The 23,831-nt window shown below is 67.8% G+C and carries 20 protein-coding genes; 12 read left to right on the forward strand and 8 right to left on the reverse strand.

All coding sequences use genetic code 11. From position 1 onward, the window contains the following. The first annotated feature begins 4 nt into the window (after positions 1 to 4). Positions 5 to 901, forward strand: a complete 897-nt coding sequence (locus ACIPUB_RS07155; protein WP_407606750.1) for a hypothetical protein — start codon at positions 5 to 7, stop codon at positions 899 to 901. Positions 902 to 925: 24 nt separating this feature from the next. On the opposite strand, the gene ACIPUB_RS07160 is transcribed toward ACIPUB_RS07155, so the two are convergent. Together ACIPUB_RS07160 and ACIPUB_RS07165 are read right to left on the reverse strand one after the other, a co-directional pair. Next, positions 926 to 1,699 carry an SDR family oxidoreductase gene (locus tag ACIPUB_RS07160; RefSeq protein ID WP_407606751.1) on the reverse strand — a complete coding sequence of 258 codons (774 nt, stop codon included), beginning with the start codon at positions 1,697 to 1,699 and terminating at the stop codon, positions 926 to 928. 91 nt (positions 1,700 to 1,790) lie between these two features. After that, positions 1,791 to 2,495: a phosphatase PAP2 family protein gene (locus ACIPUB_RS07165; RefSeq protein ID WP_407606752.1), complete on the reverse strand. Its 705-nt coding sequence runs from the start codon at positions 2,493 to 2,495 to the stop codon at positions 1,791 to 1,793. A 98-nt stretch (positions 2,496 to 2,593) separates the two neighbouring features. On the opposite strand from ACIPUB_RS07165, the gene ACIPUB_RS07170 reads away from it, so the two are divergent. The 5 genes from ACIPUB_RS07170 (at position 2,594) to ACIPUB_RS07190 (ending at position 12,214) form a co-directional block, all read left to right on the forward strand. Further along, positions 2,594 to 3,052, forward strand: coding sequence for a 23S rRNA (pseudouridine(1915)-N(3))-methyltransferase RlmH (locus ACIPUB_RS07170; protein ID WP_407606753.1), 459 nt, complete (start codon positions 2,594 to 2,596; stop codon positions 3,050 to 3,052). A 59-nt stretch (positions 3,053 to 3,111) separates the two neighbouring features. Next, the gene (locus tag ACIPUB_RS07175) at positions 3,112 to 7,995 is read left to right on the forward strand and encodes an ATP-dependent helicase (RefSeq protein ID WP_407606754.1); all 4,884 of its coding nucleotides are present in this window, start codon (positions 3,112 to 3,114) and stop codon (positions 7,993 to 7,995) included. 114 nt (positions 7,996 to 8,109) lie between these two features. Then, positions 8,110 to 8,943 carry a DNA-formamidopyrimidine glycosylase family protein gene (locus ACIPUB_RS07180; protein ID WP_264271155.1) on the forward strand — a complete coding sequence of 278 codons (834 nt, stop codon included), beginning with the start codon at positions 8,110 to 8,112 and terminating at the stop codon, positions 8,941 to 8,943. A 60-nt stretch (positions 8,944 to 9,003) separates the two neighbouring features. Then, entirely contained in the window at positions 9,004 to 10,077 is a 1,074-nt protein-coding gene (locus tag ACIPUB_RS07185; RefSeq protein ID WP_407606755.1) for a pseudouridine synthase, read from the forward strand. 175 nt (positions 10,078 to 10,252) lie between these two features. Then, positions 10,253 to 12,214: a hypothetical protein gene (locus ACIPUB_RS07190; RefSeq protein ID WP_407606756.1), complete on the forward strand. Its 1,962-nt coding sequence runs from the start codon at positions 10,253 to 10,255 to the stop codon at positions 12,212 to 12,214. Positions 12,215 to 12,236: 22 nt separating this feature from the next. Here the strand turns inward: ACIPUB_RS07190 and ACIPUB_RS07195 are convergent, their stop codons facing one another. Then, complete coding sequence (locus ACIPUB_RS07195; protein WP_407606757.1) at positions 12,237 to 12,542, reverse strand: hypothetical protein; 306 nt, start codon at positions 12,540 to 12,542, stop codon at positions 12,237 to 12,239. A 12-nt stretch (positions 12,543 to 12,554) separates the two neighbouring features. Continuing rightward, a complete protein-coding gene (locus tag ACIPUB_RS07200; protein WP_407606758.1) occupies positions 12,555 to 14,270 on the reverse strand; it encodes a zinc ribbon domain-containing protein in 1,716 nt (571 codons plus the stop codon). A 441-nt stretch (positions 14,271 to 14,711) separates the two neighbouring features. Here ACIPUB_RS07200 and ACIPUB_RS07205 point away from each other — a divergent pair, with 441 nt between their 5' ends. Beyond that, positions 14,712 to 15,488, forward strand: a complete 777-nt coding sequence (locus ACIPUB_RS07205; RefSeq protein ID WP_407606759.1) for a DUF1684 domain-containing protein — start codon at positions 14,712 to 14,714, stop codon at positions 15,486 to 15,488. A 21-nt stretch (positions 15,489 to 15,509) separates the two neighbouring features. Here the strand turns inward: ACIPUB_RS07205 and ACIPUB_RS07210 are convergent, their stop codons facing one another. Beyond that, entirely contained in the window at positions 15,510 to 16,289 is a 780-nt protein-coding gene (locus tag ACIPUB_RS07210) for an SDR family NAD(P)-dependent oxidoreductase (RefSeq protein ID WP_407606787.1), read from the reverse strand. A 177-nt stretch (positions 16,290 to 16,466) separates the two neighbouring features. Between ACIPUB_RS07210 and ACIPUB_RS07215 the strand changes: the two genes are divergently transcribed. Further along, on the forward strand, positions 16,467 to 17,213 hold the full coding sequence (locus tag ACIPUB_RS07215; RefSeq protein ID WP_407606760.1) for a glutamine amidotransferase: 747 nt from the start codon (positions 16,467 to 16,469) through the stop codon (positions 17,211 to 17,213). Here ACIPUB_RS07215 and ACIPUB_RS07220 read toward each other — a convergent pair. After that, positions 17,210 to 17,782, reverse strand: a complete 573-nt coding sequence (locus ACIPUB_RS07220; RefSeq protein ID WP_407606761.1) for a YdeI/OmpD-associated family protein — start codon at positions 17,780 to 17,782, stop codon at positions 17,210 to 17,212. The two genes, ACIPUB_RS07215 and ACIPUB_RS07220, sit on opposite strands and share 4 nt — an antisense overlap. An 81-nt stretch (positions 17,783 to 17,863) precedes the next feature. Here ACIPUB_RS07220 and ACIPUB_RS07225 point away from each other — a divergent pair, with 81 nt between their 5' ends. Genes ACIPUB_RS07225 through ACIPUB_RS07235 form a run of 3 tightly spaced genes read left to right on the forward strand, consistent with a single transcriptional unit; the run spans position 17,864 to position 19,874 of the window. Continuing rightward, positions 17,864 to 18,022: a CopG family transcriptional regulator gene (locus ACIPUB_RS07225; RefSeq protein ID WP_407606762.1), complete on the forward strand. Its 159-nt coding sequence runs from the start codon at positions 17,864 to 17,866 to the stop codon at positions 18,020 to 18,022. Beyond that, a complete protein-coding gene (locus ACIPUB_RS07230; RefSeq protein WP_407606763.1) occupies positions 18,022 to 18,735 on the forward strand; it encodes a hypothetical protein in 714 nt (237 codons plus the stop codon). Before ACIPUB_RS07225 ends, ACIPUB_RS07230 begins: the two co-directional genes overlap by 1 nt. Positions 18,736 to 18,764: 29 nt before the next feature. Next, positions 18,765 to 19,874, forward strand: coding sequence for a tRNA-dihydrouridine synthase (locus ACIPUB_RS07235; RefSeq protein WP_407606764.1), 1,110 nt, complete (start codon positions 18,765 to 18,767; stop codon positions 19,872 to 19,874). A gap of 160 nt (positions 19,875 to 20,034) precedes the next feature. Here ACIPUB_RS07235 and ACIPUB_RS07240 read toward each other — a convergent pair whose 3' ends face one another. Both ACIPUB_RS07240 and ACIPUB_RS07245 read right to left on the reverse strand, forming a co-directional pair. Beyond that, on the reverse strand, positions 20,035 to 21,387 hold the full coding sequence (locus ACIPUB_RS07240) for an MFS transporter (protein ID WP_407606765.1): 1,353 nt from the start codon (positions 21,385 to 21,387) through the stop codon (positions 20,035 to 20,037). A gap of 40 nt (positions 21,388 to 21,427) precedes the next feature. After that, a complete protein-coding gene (locus ACIPUB_RS07245) occupies positions 21,428 to 22,663 on the reverse strand; it encodes a M20 family metallopeptidase (RefSeq protein WP_407606766.1) in 1,236 nt (411 codons plus the stop codon). 160 nt (positions 22,664 to 22,823) lie between these two features. Here ACIPUB_RS07245 and ACIPUB_RS07250 point away from each other — a divergent pair, with 160 nt between their 5' ends. After that, complete coding sequence (locus ACIPUB_RS07250) at positions 22,824 to 23,810, forward strand: Lrp/AsnC family transcriptional regulator (protein ID WP_407606767.1); 987 nt, start codon at positions 22,824 to 22,826, stop codon at positions 23,808 to 23,810. The last annotated feature ends 21 nt before the right edge of the window (positions 23,811 to 23,831 follow it).

A 23,831-nucleotide genomic window follows, 5' to 3' on the forward strand; every position in this document is an offset into this window, starting at 1 on the left:
GGCCGTGGGAACCCCCCGCCTCGTCATCGTCCACCGTCGAACCGAGCTGGAAGAGCTCCTGGACCGGCACGCCACCCTCGGCCAGGCAGAGTTCTTTCTCCGCACCCGGGGGCGCACCATTGCCGCCGTCCAGGAGCGCCACGAGCTGCTTGCGGCGGCCCTGGCAACGGTCCGCGCCGGGGTTCCGGCCGACTGGCGCCGCGCCGAGGTGGAACGGGCGGACTTGAGCAGGTTCATGCTTGCGCCCGAGGACATCATCGCCGTCGTGGGCCAGGACGGGCTCGTGGCCAATGTGGCCAAGTACCTCACCGGACAGCCCGTCATCGGGATCGACCCGGAACCGGGAGTCAATCCGGGCGTACTGGTCCGGCACGCCCCCGCGGATGTCGCTCGGCTGCTGCAGAACGCCGCCCCGAGCGGGGACCGGATAGCGTTGCGCTGCCGGGAACTTGCCATGGTGACGGCGCGGCTCGACGACGGACAGGAATTGTCGGGGCTCAACGAGATTTTCATCGGGCACGCTTCCCACCAGTCTGCCCGTTACCAGCTCACGACGCCGGACGGACGGGCCGAGCGGCAGTCCTCGTCCGGGCTCATCGTCTCCACCGGAACGGGCGCCACAGGTTGGTGCGCCTCCATAGCCCTCGAACGCGGAGGTCGGACGCTGCCGGACCCGACGGACCCCCGGCTGGCGTGGTTCGTCCGCGAAGCGTGGCCCTCCCCCATCACGGGGACGTCCCTGACGGAAGGCGTGCTTGAAGCGAACGAACCGCTGCGCCTCACCGTGGCGTCGGACCAATTGGTGGTGTTTGGCGACGGCATGGAGCAGGACCGCCTCACCGCCTCGTGGGGACAGGAAGTCAGCGTCCAGCTCGGCGGTCGGCCACTCCGGCTCGCATAGGAGCGGCGTGATTGGGAGGGCAACCTAGGCTCTGCGGCCGTTGGCCAGCCACTGCTCAAAGGTCGTGTGATCAGTACGGACGGTGTCGGCGGGGAGCAGCCCGCCGTTCAACGCCTTCATTCCCGGCACCGGGACGCCAATCACGCGGGGATGCGGCCCAAGGTCGTTCGCGGCGGCGTTGCGCCTGGCAACAAGGCGCGCCAGGTGGGCCATGTTGCGCGGCTCCGGACCGGCGAGTTCGACACCGGCGGGTGCTTGGGTCCCCGCCTCGGCCATGGAAACAACCAATTGCGCCACCGCATCGGCCGCGACCGGTTGGCAATGCATATGCGGCACCACCGCCACAGGCCCGAATTTCATCTGGTCCAGCAAGGTTTCAGCGAGCTCGAACCACTGGGTGGAACGAACAATCGTGGTGGGGATCTTGGCGTTTTGGTAGCGGGCCTCCTGCGCGGCCTTGCCCCGGTAGTAGCCCATGCGCCGGTTGACCTCCGGATTGCGGGCATTGATGATCGAGATGCACACCAGGTGCTTGACGCCTTCTTGCTCCGCGGTGCGAATGATGTTCTTGGCCGTCGTTTCATGGAAATCGATGCAGGCTCGCGCGTTGACCGATGTCATGTTCAGGCAGTCCACCACGGTATCGGCACCGCGCAGCGCCACCGCCAAGCCAAATCCCGTGTAGGCGTCAACGCCCGATGAACGGCTCGCAACCACCACCTCGTGGCCGGCCTCCTGCAACAGGCCGACGACCCGCTTGCCCATGTTTCCGCTGCCGCCGAGAACACTCACCCTCATGCATGTCAGCCTACGCCCGTTGGCGGCGTTGGTTCGAGGGAAGACCGTGCCCCAAAAACCATCGGGTGCCGCAGGGGCAAGTCACTGGAACCTAGAGTTGCAGCCACCTGACCGTGCGGCGGTTCCTGAGCAGCACGAAGTGATGCAGGAGGATGACGACAGCTGCCCAGGCGCCGCCAATGAGCAATCCGCCCAGGACATCGGTCAGCCAGTGGTGCCCCAGGTAGATCCGGCTCCATCCCACACCCAACACAAAGCACGCCAAGGTGCACAGGACCAGGAATCGCGCCCAGAGGGCGCGCAGAATGAGGATCGACAGGTATCCGACAACCCCCAGGATCGCCATGGAATTGAGTGCGTGGCCGCTGGGGAAGGCAAAGGACGCGGGGAGCGGGGTAAGAACGCTGTCCAGTGAAGGTCGCGCCCGGCCCAGGGTGGCCTTCAGCACGATCGTCAACGCCACGGAGCCCGCGGCCGTCACGGCGATGAGCACTCCCGGCCACACGCCACGGGTGCGCCATGAGAACAGGACTGCGATGCACAACGCCAGAATGGTCATGGCAGGGGTGTCCCCCATGATGGTGAAGAACCAGGCCGCGTCCGTCGTGGCCGCATTCCGGTTCGACACCATCCATTCAAGGACCGGGATGTCCCAGGCGCTGGGCACCCCGCCGGCGCGCGCCGAAACCCAGATGCGGCGTGCCACGGCAAAAAGCCCCAGCAAAATGGCGAGGGAAAAAACCAGGATCGACCCGGCATGTTGGCGGTTCTTCCCGGTCCGGCGCGGTGAATTCATGAAATCCAGCCTAACGTCCGTGCCTTGGCCCGGCCCGAAGCGGCGGCCCTCCTCCCCGCGTGCCGGAGGGTTGGGCCGGCATGCGGGAAGATGGTTCCATGACAATTCGCGTGCTGGCCATCGGCAAGAAACATGAATCCTGGGTGACCGAGGGCATCGAACGCTACGAAAAACGCATGAAAAAGCCCTTCGACCTCAAGTGGCAGCTGCTCCCCCACTCGGCACGCGAGGGGGATTCGGCCCGCACCGAGGAATCCGAGCGGATCCTGGCGAAGGTCGATTCCCGGGATTTCCTGGTGCTGCTAGATGAGCGGGGCAAGAACATCGATTCCCCGGCCCTGGCCAAGACCCTGCAGCGCCCCTTCGACACTTCCCGGAACGTCACCGTGGTGATCGGCGGCGCCTACGGGGTCGACGATACGGTCCATTCCCGCGCCGACTTTGTCTGGAGCCTGTCCAAACTGGTCTTCCCGCACCAGCTGGTGCGGCTGATCCTCACCGAGCAGCTCTACCGAGCCCAGGAAATCTCCGGTGGCGGCAAGTACCACCACGTCTAGCCGGGCCCCTGCGGTAATCGGGCCCCTAATTGACCCTGCGAGCGCTTAGGCTGGGGTCGATGGCTAAGAATGTTGAAGCGGCGCACGTCCTAGAGCGGTTCACCCCCGCGACGCGGGCCTGGTTCGAGGGAGCCTTCGCCGCGCCGACGCCCGCCCAGATTGGAGCGTGGGACGCGATTTCCACCGGCCGGCATGCCTTGGTCGTTGCCCCCACCGGTTCCGGCAAGACGCTCTCGGCGTTCCTGTGGGCCCTGGATTCCTTTGCCCGCACCGCCACGGAGATCACGGCCCCCGCACTCCCGGGACTGGAATCGGGGGCATCCAAGGACAAGAAGGCCGAGACCACATCCGGCGGCACCAAGGTGCTCTACATTTCGCCGTTGAAGGCACTTGGCGTGGACGTGGAGCGCAACCTGCGCGCCCCGCTGGTGGGCATCAAGGCCACCGCCGCGCTCCTTGGGCTTGCGGTGCCCCAGGTGTCGGTCGGCGTGCGTTCGGGCGACACCCCGGCCAACGAACGCCGCAAGCTGGTGACCAACCCGCCCGACATCCTCATCACCACCCCCGAGTCGCTCTACCTGATGCTCACCTCCAGGGCCCGCGAATCCCTTGCCGGCGTGCACACCGTGATCATCGATGAGGTCCATGCGGTGGCCGGCACCAAGCGCGGGGCCCACCTTGCGCTGTCCCTGGAGCGCCTCGATGCCCTGCTCCCTGCCCCCGCCCAACGCATCGGGCTCTCCGCCACCGTCGAACCGCGCGACGAGGTGGCCCGCTTCCTGGGCGGCACCGCCCCGGTGAGCATCATCGCCCCGCCGATCACCAAGACCTGGGAACTGAGCGTGCGGGTACCGGTCGAGGACATGACCGACCTGCCCGCCGCCGCGTCCGCCCACGATCTGGGACCCGGTTCCGGGCTGGCCCCGCAGGCGAGCATCTGGCCGCATGTCGAGGAGCAGATTGTCGATTTGATCGAGGCGAACCGCTCCACCATCGTCTTTGCCAATTCGCGCAGGCTGGCCGAGCGGCTGACCGGGCGGCTGAACGAGATCCACGAATCCCGGACGGCGGGGACGGACGTCGAGGCAACTTTCGCGCCGGAGGACATCGGTTCCACCGGAGCCGAGATGGGTGCAGGCACGCCAGCGGCGCGGGTCCAGCCGGGCACCGGGATGCCGGCTGCCATGATGGCCCAGGCCGGAACGACCGCCACCAGTGTCCCGGAGGGCGGGGCAGTGGCACCGTTGGCCCGCGCGCACCATGGCTCGGTGTCCAAGGAAACCCGGGCGAACATCGAGGACGATCTAAAGACCGGGGTGCTGCGGGCCGTGGTGGCCACCAGTTCCCTGGAACTGGGCATCGACATGGGCTTGGTTGACCTGGTGATCCAGGTCGAGTCCCCGCCGTCGGTGGCCTCGGGCTTGCAGCGAGTGGGCCGCGCCGGGCACCAGGTCGGCGAGACTTCCACGGGCACCTTCTTCCCGAAGCACCGGTCGGATTTGTTGAGCACCGCACTGACCGTCTCGCGCATGCGCGAGGGCAAGATCGAAAAGCTGCACATCCCCGCCAACCCGCTGGACGTGCTGGCGCAACAGACGCTGGCGGCATGCGCGCTGGAGGACGTGGGTGTGGAGGCCTGGTTCGAGACGGTCCGCCGTTCGGCACCCTATGCCTCGCTGCCGCGCGCGGCGTTCACCGCGACACTGGAAATGCTGGCGGGCAAGTATCCCTCGGACGAGTTCGCGCAACTGCGACCGCGTATCGTCTGGGACCGCGACGCCGGGGTGCTCATGGGCCGGCCAGGCGCGCAGCGACTGGCCGTCGTCAGCGGCGGCACGATCCCGGACCGCGGACTTTTCGGTGTGTATCTTGTCGGTTCAGAGGATTCCTCCAGCAAGGACGGCGCCAAGGGCGGACGCCGGGTGGGGGAGCTCGATGAGGAGATGGTCTACGAATCCCGCGTCACCGACGTGTTCGCGCTGGGGGCCACCAGCTGGCGGATCGAGGACATCACCCACGACCGGGTGCTGGTCTCCCCGGCCTTCGGACAGCCGGGAAAGCTGCCGTTCTGGAAGGGCGACACCCAGGGCCGACCGGTGGAACTCGGCGAGGCGCTGGGCAAGTTCACTTCCGAGCTGGTCAACCTGCCCGCCGAAGCCTCGCGGGAGAAACTGGCAAGCATTGGGCTCGATGCCTTTGCCGCCGGGAATCTCTTGAACTACTTGGGAGCCCAGGCGGAAGCCACAACGGTGGTCCCCAGCGACAAGACGCTGGTGGTCGAGCGGTTCGTGGACGAGCTCGGTGACTGGCGGGTCATCCTGCATTCGCCCTTCGGGCTGCCCGTGCATTCTCCCTGGGCGCTGGCCGTCGGGGCGCGGCTGCACGAGCGCTACGGGCTGGACGGCTCCGCGATGGCAGCCGACGACGGGATCGTGTTGCGGGTGCCGGCGATGGACGATGAACCGCCGGGTGCCGAACTCTTCTTCTTTGAGTCCGACGAAATCGAGGACGTGGTCACCGCGCAGGTGGGCAACTCGGCGCTTTTCGCCTCCCGCTTCCGCGAATGCGCCTCCCGCGCCTTGCTGTTGCCGCGTACCAGCCCCGGCAAGCGCACCCCGCTGTGGCAGCAGCGCCAACGCAGCGCCCAACTGCTGGACGTGGCGCGGAAGTACCCGGATTTCCCGATCATCTTGGAAACGGTGCGCGAATGCCTCAATGACGTCTACGACCTTCCCGCACTGAAGAACCTGCTTGCCGCGGTGGGTTCGCGCGGCATCGCGGTGCGCGAGGTGCAGACCCGCACACCCTCCCCCTTCGCCCAGTCGCTGCTCTTCGGCTACGTCGCCCAGTTCCTCTACGAGGGTGATTCGCCGCTGGCCGAGCGCCGCGCCGCAGCCCTGTCCCTTGACCCGGCGCTGCTGGGCGAGTTGCTGGGCCGCACCGAGTTGCGCGAGCTGCTCGACGCCAAGGTCATCGCCCGCACCCAGGACGAGCTCCAGCGCACGGCAGAAAACCGCAAGTTGGCCGGGCTCGAGGGAGCGGCGGACCTGCTGCGGTTGCTCGGCCCGCTGGACGCCCAGGCCGTGGCGGACCGGCTGCGGCACGAGGACGAAGCCGCTTCCGTTGCCGACGCGGTGGAAGCCGCCGCCGGATACCTGGAGCAGTTGGTCCGCTCCAACCGCGCCCTTGCGGTGCGCCTGGGCGGCAGGGAATTGTTCGCCGCCATCGAGGATGCCCCGCGGCTGCGCGACGGACTCGGGGTTCCCTTGCCGCACGGCGTGCCGCTGGCCTTCATCGACCCGGTGGCCGACCCGGTGGGCGACCTGGTCTCGCGCTTTGCCCGCACCCACGGGCCCTTCACCGCCGGGGACGTCGCCGCCGCACTGGGCCTGGGCGTCGCGGTGGTGGTTTCCGTGCTTGAGCGGCTGGTGGCGGATTCCCGGGTCATGGTCGGGGCCTTCCGGCCCGCCGAAATGCTCCTCGGGGCCCCGGCAACCGGCGGCAGCGCCACCGAGTATTGCGATGCCGGGGTGCTGCGGATGATCCGCACCCGCTCGCTGGCGGCGCTGCGGGCCGAGGTCGAACCCGTGGACCAGGAAACCTTCGCGAGGTTCCTGCCGGGCTGGCAGGGCATCGGGACCGGGCTGCACGGGATCGACGGGGTGCTGGCGGTCATCGAGCAACTTGCCGGGGTGCCGGTTCCGGCCTCCGCGCTGGAATCCCACGTGTTGCCCGCCCGCGTCCGTGACTACCGGCCCGCGATGCTTGACGAACTCATGAGCGCCGGAGAGGTGCTGGTTTCCGGCGCCGGGGCGCTGGCCGGAACCGACGGCTGGATCGCCCTGCACACTGCCGAGAACGCGCCGCTGAGCCTGCCATTGCCCGACACCTCGGCTCTGGGCCCGTTGGCCACCGCGCTGTTCTCGGTGCTGGGTTCCTCCGGCGCCTACTTCGTGCCGCAGCTGGCGCGGTTGCTGGCCGTCGCACCCCCGGACGGTTCCGGCACGGCGTCGGGAAGCGAACCGTCCTCCGCGGAAGTGCTCGAGGCCCTGTGGGAACTTTTCTGGGCCTCGGCCGTCGCTCCCGACACCCTGGCGCCGATCCGCCAGCTGCTCTCCGGTGGCAAGGCCGCGCACCGCGTGCCGGCACTGGCCCCGCGGGCGCGAACCGCCCGGCTGGGGCGCATGGCGATGCTGCGATCTTCCCGTACGGATGGGGCCGTCGATGTGTCCGGCCGCCGCCAACTCCCCGATTCGGCTTCCGGACGTTGGGCCGCCCTGCCCGCCCCGGAAAACGACACCACCATCCGCGCCCACGCAGCCGCCGAGTTCTTGCTCGAACGCTACGGGGTGGTGACCCGCGGCTCGGTCGCCGCCGAATCGGTGCCCGGCGGATTCGGACAGCTCTACCGGGTGCTGGGCCGACTCGAGGAGGCTGGGCACACACGCCGCGGCTACTTCGTGGAGCGGCTTGGCGCCGCCCAGTTCTCCACCTCCGCGACCATCGACCGGCTCCGCGCGCTGGTCCGCGAACCCGGACACGGGGCGCCTCCGGTGGCGCTGGCCCTGGCGGCCACCGACCCGGCCAACCCGTACGGGGCGGCATTGGGCTGGCCGGAGGCCCCCGGCGGGCACCGCCCCGGGCGCAAGGCAGGCGCGCTGGTGGTGCTGCTGGACGGCGGACTGGCCCTGTACGTGGAGCGCGGAGGCAAGACCGTGCTGGGCTTCGGCGCCCTGTCCGGGGACCAGGATTCCGTAGCCGCGGATCCCGCGGTGCTTGATGCCATCGCGACCGAGCTGGTGGCTGTGCTGCGACGTGCAGCCATCGCCAAGCTGGGAATCGAGAAAATCAACGGGAAACCTGTTCTCGAAACGCCCGTCGGGACGGCCCTGCGTCGTGCCGGGTTCTATTCGAGCCCTAGTGGACTGCGTTTTAGGTCCTAGGTAATTTCGCGGTTTCCACCCGTGATTCACCGACACCGGCTAGGCTGGGTGGTCTAGGTCACTTGATACTTGAGGGCAAGTGCATCCTTACTAGCAGGATTGGTGGTTTTAGCGATGCCCGAAGGGGATACAGTTTTTCGCACGGCCCGTCGATTGGAGGCCGCTCTGGGGGGCAGGGCCTTGAGCGTGAGCGATTTTCGCGTGCCTGCCCATGCAACCTTGTCCTTGGTGGATTGGATGGTGGAGTCGGTCGTTTCACGCGGCAAGCATCTGCTCATCCGCACCCGCCCGCCCGTGAAGGTATCCGCCCCTCCGCTGAGCATCCACTCGCACCTGCTCATGGAGGGTCACTGGGACGTCTATGCCACCGGCGAGCGCTGGCGGTCCCCGGCGTTCAAGGCACGCGCAGTGCTGGGCAACAAGGCCTTCACCGCGGTGGGCTTCGAGCTCGGGTTCCTGCACGTGTTGCGGACCACCGACGAGGTTGAAGTCATTGGCCACCTGGGCCCGGACCCGCTGGGGCATTCCTGGGATCCGGACGAAGCACTGCGCAGACTGCTCATTGACCCGGAGAGACCCATTGGATTGGCGTTGCTCGACCAGCGCCTGATTTCCGGGCTGGGCAATGTGTATCGTTCCGAGCTGCTCTTTATCACCCGGGTGCACCCACGCACCCCGGCGGGCGAGGTGGAGGACCTGGGCCATATGGTCGACATTGCCCACCGCCTGCTGCATGCCAACAAGGACCGCGCACGGCGGGTGACCACGGGCTCCGACGGGATGAACCCATACTGGGTCTATGGCCGTGCCGGCCAGGCGTGCCTTCGCTGTGGTGGCACCTTGCAAAAGGAATCGCTGGCCGAATCCACGCGCAGCGCCGAACGCGATGTGTTCTTCTGTGCCTCCTGCCAGGGCTCCTACGTGCCCAGCGGCGGCCGTACGCGCTGACGGAGCTCCCTGCCACACCGGGGCAGGCCGTGCACACGTGGAAGACTGGTGTGCATGGCCATGACTTCTCCCCTTCCCGTGCGCAACGGTGTCAATGCAACCCGTCTGCGCGTGCCTTCCGGAGGCCAGTGGGCAACGGTGTGCGAATACATGCTGCATCGTTTCGGGCACGTCAACGCCCAGGGCATCGCACGTCGCTTCCAACAGGGCGAGGTCGTGGGCATTGACGGGGAGTCCCTGGATGAGCACACGCCGTTGGGCGCGCACGAATTCATCTGGTATTACCGAAACCTGCCGGCCGAGGAACCCATACCCTTCACCGAGACGATCCTGCACCACGACGAAAACCTGCTGGTCATCGACAAGCCGCACTTCCTGCCCACCACCCCCGGCGGTCGCTTCATCCAGCAGTCAGCCCTGGTGCGGCTGCGCAACCGCGTGGGCAACCCGGAGCTGATCCCCATGCACCGGCTGGATCGGGCAACGGCAGGAATCCTGCTCTTCTCCACCAACCCGGAGACCCGCGGTGCCTACCAGACGCTCTTCGAACGCCGCGAGATCTCCAAGACCTACGAGGCGGTTTCGGCGCTCGAGCCGATCGCGGGGCGCCCGGCCGGCGAGGTCCTGGGCACCGGCGGGCTCGGCGGCAGCGCGGAGGAACGCAGCGGCAACGCGGTCGACGGAACGGCCGGACCAGGAAACGACCTGCTCACGGCAGCCGCACTGCGCAACCGCCTCGACACGCTGGCGCGCGAACCGCTGGTGTATCGCAACCGCATGAGCAAGATCAAGGGGCAGTTGCGCTCGTTGGTCGAGCAGGGGGAACCGAACGCAGAGTCGCTCATTGAGCTGATGGGCACCGGGACCTCGAACGGGCACTTTGCCGGGCTCCGGGTCGCCAAATTCAGGCTGAGCCCGCACTCGGGCAAGACCCACCAGCTGCGCGTGCACCTGGCGGCCCTGGGACTCGGAATCCTCAACGACCCGTTCTACCCGACGCTGCTGGACTTGGCCGCGGATGACTACGCCCGCCCGCTGCAGCTGCTGGCCCGCAGCATTTCGTTCATCGACCCTCTCTCCGGGACACGGTCGCGTTACACCTCAAAACTGGAACTCTCCGAATCTCCCTCCTGAGCAGGACCGGAAGGGTTGGTCTCCGAGGCTCTGCCAGCGGCCATGGCGTAGCTCACCTTTGCCGGTCGAGCGGCCGGGCGTGGGAAGTGGGCATCACCTGCGGGATGTTGGGTACGCTGGAAGCCATCCGATGAGCAGATGCGCCAAATGCATCGCGGCGATGAAGGAGCTGAACATGAACAATTCCAATACCAAGACCTCCGCCGCGTCAAGCAAATCGCAGAACCCGGGCTCGACTTCCGACAAGGGGCATCCGGCCAAAACCGGACCGACGGAGCCCGAACAGGCCAAGACCCCCGAAGCCAGCGAAGCAGATCCGGCCAAGACCGGACCGACGAAGCCAACGAAGCCAACGAAGCCGCCCAAGGCTGCAGGTCCGTCAGCCTCGGGCCAAACACCGAAGTCGGGTGCCAAAAGCAACATCGCCCCCACGCCGTCTGGCCCCACCGATCTGGTCCGTGAAGCCGGGGAGACCGCCCCGGTTAAACCCGCAGAAGCCAAGGAACAACTCTCGAATCGCATTTCCAAGCCCGTGCCGCATCGCTCCGTCCCCGAACCCGACACCGTGGATGAAGTCCTCAAGAAGCCCACGGAACAGGCACCCGGTGAGTCTCCGTTGCGCCACCTGACAGACGGGCAATCTTCGAAGGACAAGGACGCAACCGTTGTTCCCGCCAAGACGATCGCTGGCGGTTTCAGCGGACTGAACAATTGGCTGGATTCCCTGCCCGCGCCAAATCTTGAACGCCTGGGCGACAGGATCTACGCAGCCCCTGCCACCTTCAAGAGGCGGTGGCATCGGTTGCGCGTCGAACGGGCCAAGGCCGCAGAGCTCAAGGAACAAGAACGGTTGGTGGAGGTCGCCCGGGCCGAGGCGAAGGCGGAAGCCGCCAAGCGTGACGCCGCGCGCCTTGCCCACCAGGCCAAGCTGGATGCCGCCGCCCGGCAGGCCGACGAGGCACGGCTGGCAGCCCAGACACAGTCCGAGGACCGCGCCAGGGGTGCCGAAGCGGCGAGGTTCCATGCCTCCGACCCCCTCCAAACCGATGATGCGCAAGCCGTCGAGTCCCCGGTGCACGAAGAGCCGGAATTGCATGCCGGAAACCTGGTTCCCGGTCCTGCCACAGACTGGTATCCAGCGGAGGACGCCGCTCCCGGTGAAGACATTGTGGTTTCCGGCTCCGGGACCTCGGTGGCCGCCACTCCGGCCCCGCCAATGGATCCGGAGCATCTTGCGGCCCTGGTTGCCAGCGCCAAGGCCGCAATAGACCAGCAACAGGCCACGGCCGAACCGGTCTACGAGGCACCTTACGTCCTGCCGGAGACCGGCCCCAACCCTGTCGAGGAACGATCGGACATGCGCCGTCGAATCCTTGGCAGCGCTGCCACCGTGGCGGCGGCGGCCGTGTCGCTGGCCAGCCTGGAAACCTTGTCCTCCGGCACTGTCGAGTCGCTGGGATCCAATTACTCCTTGTTGTCGCTGGCTCCCAGTGCGCACCTGATCTGGCCAGTCATCCTGCTCTGGGCGGTGGCGGGTGCAGCCTACTCGTGGGCGCCCTCGCAGCGCTCCGCGGTGCGCCAACGCGCCGTCGGCAATAGGTTCGCGCTTGCCTGCGCGGGCAATGTGCTGTGGATGCTCAGCGCCGTGAACGACTGGCTTTTCCCCGCGTTCGGTTTTGCCGCGGCGAGCTGTTGGTTCCTGTACACCTCAGTGCGCGAGCTGAACCTGAAAACCGCCCGTACCAAGCGCGAACGGATGTTCACCGACGCCCCCGTCAGCCTGATGACCGGTTTCAGCATGATTGTGTTGGCGTCCGCCTTCATGAACATGCTGCAGTCCTGGGGTGCCGGCGGAGCGGGCATCTGGATCTCCACGCTCCTGGTTCCGGTCCTGGCCTACGCCGCCGCGAGCCTGTCCATGACCGAGCGCGGGCGCATCATCATGGCCATGGGATTTGGCTGGGGCATGTTCTGGCTGCTCGTGCCACGGGTGTTGGGAACCAACAACTCCATCTGGATCGCCATCCTCGCGGGAATGGCCGGTTTCGTGGTGCTGTTGGCAACCGAGAATCGGCGCTACCAAATCCATCATGCCGAGCACCGCGCCGCCCGCGGCAAGCCGACTGACTTTTCCTAGGAAGCGAGATCCTGCCGCACGCCTAGCGCCGCAGCGTCATCCAGCGTCCACGGGTGCGGCGCAACACCACGAGCTTTTCGCTCACCGCCACCCTTTCCACCGCCGCGCGCATGGCAGCGGCCGATGCAACGGCGCGCATGTCCGGGTTCCCGTCGTCCTCCACGGTGTAGCGCACGGTGATCCGCGGTACCCCGGCAACCACGTCGAGCTGGTTCGCATCCACATGGTGGCCGCCGGCCAGCGATGCCACGGCGGTGTCCATAACGGCTTCGGGCGCGTGCCCGGGACGGAGCCCCATGATGTTCAGCTGGGCGCGATAGGAAGGCATGGAAACAAGCGTCTACGGGTCTCTGTCATTCCCTGATACTAGGGCATCGGGGGCAGGGAACCGTGGCTCACGGGTGCCCGGGGGCTTCTCCGTGTCCCACACCGACGCTGGGGGTGCAGGAAAAATGATTGTGGCCGTTTTCACCGCCTTCGGTGCCACGGCGTTCCGCACCAGCTTGTGCCTGACCGGCTTGTGGCGGGTCCTCCTGGGGGTGGGGGCGTTCTTGGGGCGCCGCACGCGCTTCACCGGCTGGTGGGCGGCCTTGCGGATGCGCTTGCGCCCGGTCTTACGATCAACCGTGATCCCGTCCTGGCCCGCGATGGCGCGCTTGGCGATGTTCACCGCGGCGACCTGGTCCCGGTTTCCCTCCAGCCCGCAGGGCCGGCAGCGTGCGCGGTGGTAGCCGCCGGGGCGCGTCAGCTCCGCATCGCAGCCGGGACAGTGGGCGCTGGTGCCCCGGGCCGGGACCTCGATGACCTCCAGGCCGGCCCGGGTGCCGAGGTGGGTGGTGGCCTGCACGGCCCTGCGGCGTGCGGACTGGGCGACGCGGTTGTTGTTTCTGCGCCCGATGCCGCCGGCTCCCAGGGTGGAGAGGTCCTCGATGGCGATGCTGCTGGCCCCGGCCTCGGCCGCGTATCCGGTGGCCCAGCCGGCGAAGTGGAAGGCCAGCTCCCGGTTGACCCGGGCACGCTTGGCCCCGAGATTGGTGCGCAGCTGCTTCCAGGTGGCAACCTTCGCCTCCAGCCTGGCGCGGAGGGGCGAGGAATCCTCGAGCCCGCCGGCCAGGTGCCCGGTGCGGGCGATCTTCCCGGTCAGGATGTCGCCCTCGGTCTGGAGCCGGAGGAGCTTGGTGCCCAGGCCGCGGTCCCCGTACCGGTGGCCCTCGAACGCGGAGACCAAGCCGTCGGAGCCGGCAACGACGTGGGACATAATGCCCAGGGCCGTCGGCGACCAGTCGATACCCACCACGGAGGTGATCGGCGTCGATTTCTCGCGCATCGGGGCATCCGGTTCGGTATAGGCGAGATGGAAGCGGGCCATCCCTGGCTTGGTGGGGTGGATGGTGATGGTGGGCAGGTGCCATTTGGTGATTGGCCGGTCACGCAGGTGCCGCGGGATCGGCAGGACGATCTCGGTCGCGACCCAGTGCCCGCGGCCGGTCGGCCGGGCCCGGGTGGGCAGCCGCAGGACCAATACCAGCGAGGCGCCCGAAGCGTCCAGGCTCATCGTCGCGAATTGCCTGTCCACTGCGCCGAGGTCCAGCCGGTGCCCGGGCGCAGGGGCGTCCTGGAGTGTCGGCAGGCGCAGGGATGCGATCGCGGCGCCGGGGTGGTGCTTCAGATGCCGCGCCACCTGGCGGCCCAGGTTCTTGGCAACCCCGGCGCGGACCTTCGGGTGGGTGGCGGCCATGTGCCCGGTGGCGATGAGACGTTGGAGAGCGGTGTCCCGCTCGGCCAGGGTCCGCAGGACGGCGACGACGTCGACCTGGATCATCCGGTCCACCCGGGAGGGCACATGCACGCCCTTCCGGTGCACCGGCACCAAGCCGAGGCGGACAGCGGCCACGTGGGCGCTGGCCGGCAGCCGCCGCCCGGTGTCATCCAGGCCTGCGGCGAGCCGGTCCAAGGTGGCCGCGGTGAAGCCCCGGTCCACCAGATGGGTGGCGGCGGTGTCGGCGAGGGTGAACAGGCGGGCCAGGCCCGGGGGCATCGGGACGTTCACGCTCACGCCGGAGATGGTCACGGGGCGCCACCGCTCCCGGGTTCCGGGGAACCGGAATCCCGCATGGTCGTGGATGAGGACTCGTCCATATCCCCTATGCTGCGCTCGGCCACCGACACTTCGGACCCGCCGACACAGGGGTGTGGACGGCCGTGGAAGGCCAGGGAAAACATGCTGCCGGCGGCTGACGGAATCTGCGCAGGCCACCGGCGGCGCCGGGAGAGCCCCGCCCATGTCTTGCGCACGACATTGGGGTGCGGGGCACGTACCTGGGTCGAATCCCGGAGCCCGGTCCCCGGACGGGCAACCGGTTCCCCATCCGCCGGCCGAAATCCCCCGGGCGTTTGGCGGCCGCCTGCCGCTGTCGAGAAGTGCCAACGACTGCAGGGGAAATTGCCAACGCTTGACCAGCCTAGCTGCGGCCGGACAAGGTGGGAGACTGGTTCCATGGATGCAGCGGAGGAATTCACGCAATGGCGCAGGATGCGCGACGAAGGCCTGGCGGTCCCGTTCGGGTGGCTATCACTGAGCAGCTACCAGTGGCTGCCCGAGGTTCCACGCCCGTTGGACCTGGTTCCGGGAGTTTGGAGCGCCGATGCCAGCGGGGCGACCGCGGGCTTCGAGGTATGGGACTCCATCACCACCCCGGATGGCGACCCGGTTCACGGTACGTTGGCCAAGTCCCTGCACGAGGGCGAGTCCATGCATTTCATCCGCCACGGTGACACCCTGGTGGAACTGGGCGTGCGCGGGGGCAGGTACATGATCCGCACCCGCGAGCGCACCCATCCCCGGCTGAAGGCCTTCACCGGGGTGCCGGTCTTCGACCACGACCCGACCTTCATCGTCCCCGGGCGCTACACCGCATTCCACGCCCCGAAGGTGGTGCCGATCGACAGTTTCCGTTCCGACACCAGGCTCAGGACAGAACTGGTCGGCGAGGTCGAATTCGAGCTGGCCGGGCACCGCGCGTCCCTGGCTGCTTCCCGGAACGCCGATGGTTCACTGACCCTGGCATTCCGGGACCAAACGAACGGGGTGCAGACGGCTCCCAGGCGCTTTGTCACGGTCAAGGACCCCGGCACGGACGGGGATGTCGCCATTGATTTCAACCGCACCTTGAACTACCCCATGGCATTCTCACCCCATGCGGTGTGCCCGGCGCCGGTGCCGGGTAACCGGCTCGAGGTTCCGGTGCGCGCCGGGGAGCTCATGCCCCGCTGAGGGGTTTGCTCCGCGGTCCGGCTACTTCGGTCCCATGCGGATGGCCCCGTCCAGGCGGATGGTTTCGCCGTTGAGCATCTGGTTGGCCACGATGTGCTCCACCAGGGCAGCGTATTCGGCCGGCTTGCCCAGACGTGCCGGGTGCGGCACCTGGGCACCGAGCGATGCCTGCGCCTCGGCGGAGAGCGAGGACATCATCGGGGTCTCGAAGATGCCCGGGGCAATGGTCATGACCCGGATGTAGTGGCGGGCCAGTTCGCGGGCCAGCGGCAGCGTCATCGCGGCGACGGCGCCCTTGGAGGCAGAGTAGGCGGGCTGGCCGATCTGCCCGTCGAAGGCGGCGACCGAGGCGGTGTTGACGATGACCCCGCGCTCGGGGGTTCCGGTGGCCGGGTCGATGACCGGGTCGGTTGCCGCCATGGCCTCGGCCGCCAGCCGGACCACATTGAAGGTGCCGGTGAGGTTGATGGCAATGACCTTCTCGAAATTGGCCAGCGGCAGCACGCCCTCGCGCCCCAGCACCTTGCCCGGGGTGGCAACTCCGGCGCAGTTGACCACGATGCGCAGGTTTCCCATGTCCGCGGCTGCGGCAATGGCGGCTTTGACCTGCGCTTCGTCGGTGACGTCTGCGGCCACAAACCTGGCCCGCTGCCCCAGTGCCGTCGCTGCTTCCTCGCCCTTCGGGGAGGGCAGGTCAACCAGCACCACCTGGGCGCCCGCGTCGTAGAGCACCCGTGCGGTGGCGGCCCCGAGGCCGGAGGCTCCCCCGGTGACCAAGGCGACTGAGTCGGTAATGAGCATGGTGCGATTCCCTTCGTCTGCGCTGCTGTGGACCAGCCCCCCTGCTGCCGGCCGGCGCTCGGCGCCGACCTCCGCTGGGTTAGTGGCCATTAACTCACTTCAGACTAGACGGGGAAGCGCCGGGATAGAAGGGTGCCACCGGCTCGTCAAGTCGAATGCGGCACGTAGACTGCAGCCATGGGCCGCTTTATCTTGATTTCGACGAGGGAACACGACCTTGCCGCGTCCGACGAGGTGCGCGGCGTCTTGGACGCCAGCGGGCTCCATGCCGATGCGCTGCGCGTCATCCGCTTGGAGCGCGAACCACTGGGTTCCCTTGACCGGCTGGGATTGGAGGACTGCCCGGGCATCATCCTGGGCGGCAGCCCCTTCAATGCCTCGGACCATCCGTCAACGAAATCAGCGACGCAGCTGCGCTGCGAGGCTGACCTTTCCCGGCTGCTCGATGTGCTGGTGGCCGAGGACTTCCCGTTCCTGGGCGCCTGCTACGGCGTTGGCACCCTCGGCACCCACCAGGGAGGGAGAATCGATACGCACTTTGGCGAGCCGGTGGGCACCTCGCGCATCAGGCTCACCGGCCAGGGACGCCGCGATCCGCTGCTGGCCGGGCTGCCGGAGGAATTCGATGCCTTCGTGGGACACAAGGAGGCGGTCACCCAGTTGCCGGCGACGGCGGTGTTGCTTGCGAATTCGGCTGCCTGTCCCGTGCAGATGTTCCGGGTCAAGAGCAATCTCTATGCCACCCAGTTCCACCCGGAGCTCGATCCCATCGGGCTGGCCCAGCGCATCCTGATCTACCGCGATGCGGGCTATTTCCCCCCGCAGGATGCCCAGCGGCTGCACGACGAGGCGATGGCCGCACTCGTGGAGTGGCCGGCACTGATCCTGCGCAACTTCGTGCGGCGCTATGGGGCCGAAAGCTAGAAGATCCCTTGCCCGGCATCGAGCCGGGCCACGTAGTCGGCGATCTTCCTCCGCCGGGTCTCATCCCCCTTGACGATGTGCAATCGGTAGTAGATGGCGAATCGCTCGCTGGCGCCGAGGGCTGCCAGCGTTTCCTGCGCCCGCGGAAATCCGGAAACCGCCTCGAGGAAATCGGCGGGAAGCTGCGCAGATGCCTGCCCCGCATAGGCTTCGTCCCACCTCCCGTCGGCTTTGGCCGCCTGGACCGCGGCGGCCCCCGCCGGCTGAATCAGGCCGACAGCCTCCAGCCGCTGGACGTGTTCCACGTTCCTGGCGGACCACTTGCTGCGCGCGGTGCGCGGGGTGAATCTGTTGGTGAAGCTGTGCTCGTCGCGCGCGTTGCGCTGGCCGTCGATCCAGCCGAAGCACAGGGCCTCGTCCAGCGCCTGCGCGTAGGTCAGGCTTGTAGTGGTTCCGCCTTTCTTGTGCAGCACCAGGTTCACGCCCGGATGGCTGGCGTGGTGCTCCTGCAGCCAGGCGCGCCACGCGGGGGCATCGGGCACCAACAGTTCTTCCAATGGGATCGCCATGGACCCATCATTCCACCCCCACTGGGGGCAAGCGGCGGGGGCCCTTGTGGCAATGAGGGCTATATTGCTAGCATCCGTTACATGGCACCGAGCAGGGACGAGCACACAGACAAAATCCAATTCAACGTCTATCTTCCGGCCCCCTTGGTGCGCCGAGTGAAGCACGCCGCCGTAGACGACGGCAGCAGCCTGTCGGCCTTTGTCGAAAAAGCCCTGGCCGAGTACCTGGAACGGCACTGATGTTGCGTGTCAGGCCCGTGGTGGGCACCCCGCATGCAGGGGCCTGGGCCGAGCTGCTCCTGGCCCTTGGCCTTGCGGAATTGCAGCACGGTATTTCCGGCGAACGGTGCCTTGCCGCCGGCTCGGGACGCGTTCTCATCCGCCCGGCACCGGCCTTCACTGTCACACTGGGCTTTGAGGTGCGAGACCTGGACAAGTTTGCGCGGTGGACCCGCAGCGACGGCACCGAGGTGCTTCTGCGCACCACGGACGCCGGACCCATCGGGCAGATCACCGCCGATGACCGGCTGGAATTCACGGCCACCCCGGTGGACACCAATGTCACCGCCGGCTCGGGGCTTCAGTCCACGCCGGGTTCGCTCGGCGTGCTGGCTGTATGGAACACTCCCGACGTGCCGGGCTCCGCGCAGACGCTGCGAAACATCGGCGCGATTCAATCCCCCGGTGGGCAAGGAGCATCGGGAGCGCACTTCAGGGCCAAACATGGCGGGTACGTGGACCTGCGTCCCGCCGCAGCCACCCGGGTCGACCTGGAATTCGGCATCGACGGCGACGCCGGGCACCTGGCCGCGCGGTTGGAGGCCGCCGGACTGCGCCCGCGCTTCGCCACGGGGACCCACGGCCGGACACTGCTGGTAGCGCACCCGGATGGCGGGGACCTGCGGGTCGCCGAACGCCACCACCATGCCCAAAGCCCGGCACCGCGGGAATAGCCCGGACGGCGCACCTGTTGCCACCGGGCATGAGCAAACTCTTTACTCCGGTCGACCTTGCCGCGCCGACGGGCCCGGGCCTGACGCTTCGGAACCGCACCGTGCTGGCACCCATGTGCCAATACTCGGTCGCCAATCGCGACGGCGTGCCGCACACCTGGCACCTGGCCCACCTGGGTGCCCGCGCCGCCGGCGGCTTCGGCCTGGTTTTCACCGAGGCCGCCGCGGTCACCGCCCAGGGACGCATCAGCGATAGGGATGCCGGCATCTGGAACGATGACCAGTCCCGGGCGTGGGCCCCCATTGTCGACTTCATCCACTCCCAGGGCGCGGCAGCCGGCATCCAGCTGGCCCATGCCGGTGCCAAGGCCTCGACGCATGCCTGGCTGCCGCACCACGCTGCCGCCGGAGAGGTCGGCAGCCTCGGCGAGGAGAACGGCGGGTGGGAAACCGCCGCCCCTTCGGAAACCGATGTCTTCGGGCTCGACTCCCCCGTCGCCATGAGCGGTGAGCAGATTGCCGCATCGATCCGGGACTGGGCCGAGGCAGCGCGCCGGGCCGACGAAGCGGGGTTCGATGTCGTCCAGATCCATGCGGCGCACGGCTACCTGATCCACCAGTTCCTTTCGCCGCTGACCAACACCCGCACGGATGAATACGGCGGAAGCTTCGGGAACCGCACCCGGTATGCGCGCGAGGTGATCACCGCGGTGCGTGCGACGTGGCCGGCCCACAAACCGCTGGCGATCCGCTTCTCCGGGGATGACTGGGTCGATGGAGGGTGGCGGATCCAGGACACCGCGCGCTTCGCCGCCGAGGCCTTCGAATTGGGCGTCACGGCCTTCGACCTGTCCAGCGCGGGGATCGGCAAGTACCACGGGCCCAGCGGCCCGGGCTTCCAGGTGCCGCTGGCCACCGCCGTGAAGCAGGCGGTCCCGGCGGCCTTCGTGAGCGCCGTGGGCATGATCAAGGACCCCTCGCAGGCCGAACAGGTGCTGGTCACCGGTTCCGCCGACGGGGTGTCTATCGGCCGTGCTGCCCTGAAGAACCCGAACTGGCCGGCGGTTGCCGCCGCCGAGCTGGGTGCACCGCGCGAACAGGTGCCCTTCGCCGCCCAGTACTGGCGCGCCCACTGGTAGTCACACCGGTGCGGGGCATTCGGCCGGCTGCGCCGGCACGCGCGTCACCGACAGGACCGCCATTTCCCGCCCACGCAGACGGTGCGGGCCATCCGGGAGGGGGATTCCCGGGTGGCCCGCACCTAGATGAGGGGGGTTCTTCAGCGTCGCGGCGCGGTTGCTAGCCGCGCAGGTCCTTGCCCACGGACTCGGGCATCTTGTAGATGGTGAGCGCGCTGATGAGCAGTAGGACGATGGAGTAGATCGCGAAGACCGTTCCGCCGGTGGGGATGCCGAACCAGGCGTTGAACCCGGCCTGCAGGAAGGCAGCGGTGCCGCCGAAGGCCGCCACGGCGATGGCGTAGGGGATGGCCACGCCGATGGTGCGGATCGCGGTGGGGAACAGCTCGGCGTAGACGGCCGGAACGATCGAGGCGGAGGCGGCGATGAAGATGAGCATCACCGACATCGCGATGAACAGCTGCCAGGCCTCACCGCGCACCAGGGAGGACATCGGGAACTGCAGCACCGCGGCACCCAGTGCCGAGATCAGCAGGACCGGACGACGGCCGATGCGGTCCGAAAGCTTGCCCCAGAACGGCAGGGCGGCCATGAACACCAGGTTGGCGGCGACGCCGGTCCACAGCGCGGTGGCCGGATCCATCTTCAGGTTGGCGATCGCGTAGGCAGGGGTCGAAACGGACCAGATGTAGTAGACCACGGTCAGCCCGACGGTCAGTCCGATGACGCGCAGCGCCTGGCGCCAGTTGGCCATGATCTGCGAGATGACCGAGGGTCCCTTGTTGGCGGCGGCGGCCTTGGCCGACTTCTGCTCCTCGAACTGCTCGGTTTCCTTCAGTCGCGAGCGCATGATCAGCGTGTACAGGCCCATCAACGCACCGACGGCAAAGGGGATGCGCCAGCCGAAGGCACCCATCTGTTCCTTGGTCAGCACGACTGTCAGGATGGCCCCGAGCAGCGTTCCGGCAACAATGCCGGCGGTCCCGGAGAAGTACATGAGCGTGGAGTAGAACCCGCGCCTCGGGGCAGGGGCCACCTCGGCGAGGTAGGTCTGTGCGCTGGGCATCTCACCGCCGTGCGCCAGGCCCTGCAGCAGCCGGGCCACCAGCAGGATCAGCGAGGCGCCGGCCCCGATGCTGGCGTAGGTCGGGGTGATCGCGATGATTAGCGAACCGACCGAGGCCAGGCCCACGGCCATGGTCATGGCGGACTTGCGGCCGACCTTGTCGCCGATCAGGCCGAAGAAGGCACCGCCGAAGGGGCGGGCGACGAAGCCGACGGCGAAGATCGCCATGGTGGCCAGGAACGCGGAGGTCGGGTCGGCCTTGGAGAAGAGCTGGCCGGAAATGAAGGAGGCGAACGTGGCGTAGATGGCCCAGTCGAACCATTCCACGGCGTTGCCGGCGCCAATGCCCAGCAGGGTCTTGCGGGTGGACTGGCCGGAGACGCCGTGCGTGGCCTGTCCGGTGCTCTGCGTGCTGCCGGCCGGGGCCAGCTGTTCCTTGATGCTCATGGGCGTTGGATCCTAGATCTGTGTGGGAGTGTGGCGGGAGTTAGTTTGAAGCCAGGGAAGCGAGCTTGGCGGTGGCCAGCTGCGTGTAGAGCGCGGTACCGCGACCCAACACCGAATCGTCAAAACGTGCATACGGGGAGTGGTTGTATTGGGCCAACGCGGCATCCACGCCGGGGGTCAGCGCGGAGAGGAAGACAAAGGCGCCGGGAACCTCGTTGAGCACCCGGGAGAAGTCCTCGGACCCGGCCAGCGGGCTGGCCATCGTGGCGAAGGAATCGGTGCCGAAGAGCTCGCGCACCGCGGCAGATGCAAAATGGGTCTCGGCCTCGGTGTTGATCGTGGTGGGGTATTCGGTGCGGTATTCGACATCGACCTCCAGCCCGTGGGCCCGGGCGATGCCCTGCAGCAACGCGGGGACCGAGGCCTGGAGCGCATCGTGCGCCGCGTTGCTGAAGGAGCGGATGGTCGCCTCGAAGTAGGCGGTTTCGGGGATGATGTTGCGCACCGTCCCGGCCCGGAGCACTCCCACGGAGATCACCACGGGATCGAAGACGTCGAATTGACGGGTGACCATGACCTGCAGGGCGGTGACCATTTCCGCGGCGGCGGTGACCGGGTCCTTCGCGGCGAAGGGCGCCGAGCCGTGCCCGCCGGCGCCGCGCACCGTCACGAACAAGCCGTCGGACGCACTCATCACTGCGCCGGGCTTGGCGGTGAAGACGCCGGTGGATCCCATCGAGCTCATCACGTGCAGGCCGAAGGCCGCATCGACCTTCCTGCCGCTGGCCTCCAGCACGCCCTCGCGCACCATGTGCCCTGCCCCGTCCCAGCCTTCCTCGCCGGGTTGGAACATCAGCACCACGTCCCCGGCCAGGGAGTCGCGGCGTTCGGCCAACAGCGTGGCGGCGCCGGCCAGCATCGCGGTGTGCAGATCGTGTCCACAGGCATGCATGGTGTCGCCGGTCTGCGAGGCGAACTCGACGCCCGACTTCTCCCGCAGCGGCAACCCGTCCATGTCCCCGCGCAACAACACCGCTGGGCGCTCGCCGGCAGTTGCATCGACGGCTCCGCCGCGCAACACGGCGGTCACCGAGGTGAGGTCGGTGCCCAGGGAAATCTCGTATCCCAGTGGCTCGAGCCATTGCAGCACGCGCTCCTGGGTGCGTGGCAGCTGCAGGCCGGTTTCGGGCTCGCGGTGCAGCGCGTGGCGCAGGCGGACGATCTCGGGTTCGAGTTCGCGTGCGTCCTGCAGGATTGCGGTGGTGGCGGTGCTCATGCCGTGTGGTCTCTTCCTGGGATTCCGAGCCCACCGAGCCGGTGAGCTACATCACTATCGAGCGTGGGGCATGCCGTGGATAATGGAGAAAGATTCACGGATAATTGCACAAACCGGTCTTGAAACCACGATTTTTTGCGCATGAGGAAAAGGGGATCCTATGGAGTTACCGGCCGAGGACCTGCAGCTCGTGCATGCGCTGCAAATCGCGCCGCGGGCCAATTGGGCCGAACTGGGGTCGATCCTCGGACGGCACCCGGCAACCCTCTCCGCCCGCTGGAATCGGCTGCGCGAGGACCGCATGGCCTGGATCCTGGGACACCTCGGCGGCCACCCCGAGCAGCATTGCACGGCATTCGTCGAGATCGTGGCGGACCCGGCGCTGGTCGATGAGGCGCGCGTGGACCTGTGCGCAATCACGGAGGTGCTGACGGTTGACGACGCCACCAGCAGCGCCGATTTCCGGCTCACCTGCCTGGCCGCCGACTGGTTGACCATGGCCCGCGAAATCCTCCCGCGCATCAAGGCGGCCCGCGGCGTCCAGCGCACCAAGGTCTCACTGTGCACCAAGCTTTACGCCACGGGAAATGTGTGGCGGCTGGATGTGCTCTCCCGCGCCCAACAAGCCCAGCTGCAACGCCTCAACCACCCGCCCCTGGCGCAGCCGACCATCATCCCGGACACGTTGTGGCCCATGCTGCGCGTGTTGATGCACGATGGCCGGGCCACCGCCTCGGAGATCGCGCAGGCCACCGGCCAGCACCCCTCGACCACCGGGAGGGCACTGAAGACCGCACTGGACACCGGCATGGTGACGCTGCGCTGCGAGCTGGCGAGCCACTACACGGGCTACCCGCTGACCGTGCAATGGTTCGCGAAAATTCCCGCCGGCAAGGCCGATGCCGTGGCGGCATTCCTGATGGAGCATCGGACCCTGCGGCTCTGTGCCTCAACGACGGGCGCATCGAACATGACGTTCACGATGCAGCTGCGCACCCCGGCTGACATTGCCGACCTCGAGGCCAGGCTGGCCGACCGGGTCCCCGGAGTGGACATCATCGAGGCATGCGTGGGTGTGCATTCCTTCAAGCGCATGGGCTGGATGCTTGATCCGGAGGGGCGCCCCACCGGGGAGGTCGTGACCTGATCCGTCACGGGAAGGCACGGC

The organism is Paeniglutamicibacter sp. ORCA_105 (assembly GCF_045798545.1).
Classification (GTDB): Bacteria; Actinomycetota; Actinomycetes; order Actinomycetales; family Micrococcaceae; genus Paeniglutamicibacter; species Paeniglutamicibacter sulfureus.

What these genes read in the sequence shown, in the direction of transcription:
- ACIPUB_RS07190 (WP_407606756.1), top strand. Translation starts at nt 10,253, where the DNA reads ATGAACAATTCCAATACCAAGACCTCCGCCGCGTCAAGCAAATCGCAG.
- ACIPUB_RS07225 (WP_407606762.1), top strand. Translation starts at nt 17,864, where the DNA reads ATGGCACCGAGCAGGGACGAGCACACAGACAAAATCCAATTCAACGTC.
- ACIPUB_RS07160 (WP_407606751.1), bottom strand. Translation starts at nt 1,699, where the DNA reads ATGAGGGTGAGTGTTCTCGGCGGCAGCGGAAACATGGGCAAGCGGGTC.
- ACIPUB_RS07180 (WP_264271155.1), top strand. Translation starts at nt 8,110, where the DNA reads ATGCCCGAAGGGGATACAGTTTTTCGCACGGCCCGTCGATTGGAGGCC.
- ACIPUB_RS07220 (WP_407606761.1), bottom strand. Translation starts at nt 17,782, where the DNA reads ATGGCGATCCCATTGGAAGAACTGTTGGTGCCCGATGCCCCCGCGTGG.
- ACIPUB_RS07230 (WP_407606763.1), top strand. Translation starts at nt 18,022, where the DNA reads ATGTTGCGTGTCAGGCCCGTGGTGGGCACCCCGCATGCAGGGGCCTGG.
- ACIPUB_RS07165 (WP_407606752.1), bottom strand. Translation starts at nt 2,495, where the DNA reads ATGAATTCACCGCGCCGGACCGGGAAGAACCGCCAACATGCCGGGTCG.
- ACIPUB_RS07185 (WP_407606755.1), top strand. Translation starts at nt 9,004, where the DNA reads ATGACTTCTCCCCTTCCCGTGCGCAACGGTGTCAATGCAACCCGTCTG.
- ACIPUB_RS07250 (WP_407606767.1), top strand. Translation starts at nt 22,824, where the DNA reads ATGGAGTTACCGGCCGAGGACCTGCAGCTCGTGCATGCGCTGCAAATC.
- ACIPUB_RS07205 (WP_407606759.1), top strand. Translation starts at nt 14,712, where the DNA reads ATGGATGCAGCGGAGGAATTCACGCAATGGCGCAGGATGCGCGACGAA.
- ACIPUB_RS07215 (WP_407606760.1), top strand. Translation starts at nt 16,467, where the DNA reads ATGGGCCGCTTTATCTTGATTTCGACGAGGGAACACGACCTTGCCGCG.
- ACIPUB_RS07170 (WP_407606753.1), top strand. Translation starts at nt 2,594, where the DNA reads ATGACAATTCGCGTGCTGGCCATCGGCAAGAAACATGAATCCTGGGTG.
- ACIPUB_RS07175 (WP_407606754.1), top strand. Translation starts at nt 3,112, where the DNA reads ATGGCTAAGAATGTTGAAGCGGCGCACGTCCTAGAGCGGTTCACCCCC.
- ACIPUB_RS07235 (WP_407606764.1), top strand. Translation starts at nt 18,765, where the DNA reads ATGAGCAAACTCTTTACTCCGGTCGACCTTGCCGCGCCGACGGGCCCG.
- ACIPUB_RS07195 (WP_407606757.1), bottom strand. Translation starts at nt 12,542, where the DNA reads ATGCCTTCCTATCGCGCCCAGCTGAACATCATGGGGCTCCGTCCCGGG.
- ACIPUB_RS07210 (WP_407606787.1), bottom strand. Translation starts at nt 16,289, where the DNA reads ATGCTCATTACCGACTCAGTCGCCTTGGTCACCGGGGGAGCCTCCGGC.
- ACIPUB_RS07245 (WP_407606766.1), bottom strand. Translation starts at nt 22,663, where the DNA reads ATGAGCACCGCCACCACCGCAATCCTGCAGGACGCACGCGAACTCGAA.
- ACIPUB_RS07240 (WP_407606765.1), bottom strand. Translation starts at nt 21,387, where the DNA reads ATGAGCATCAAGGAACAGCTGGCCCCGGCCGGCAGCACGCAGAGCACC.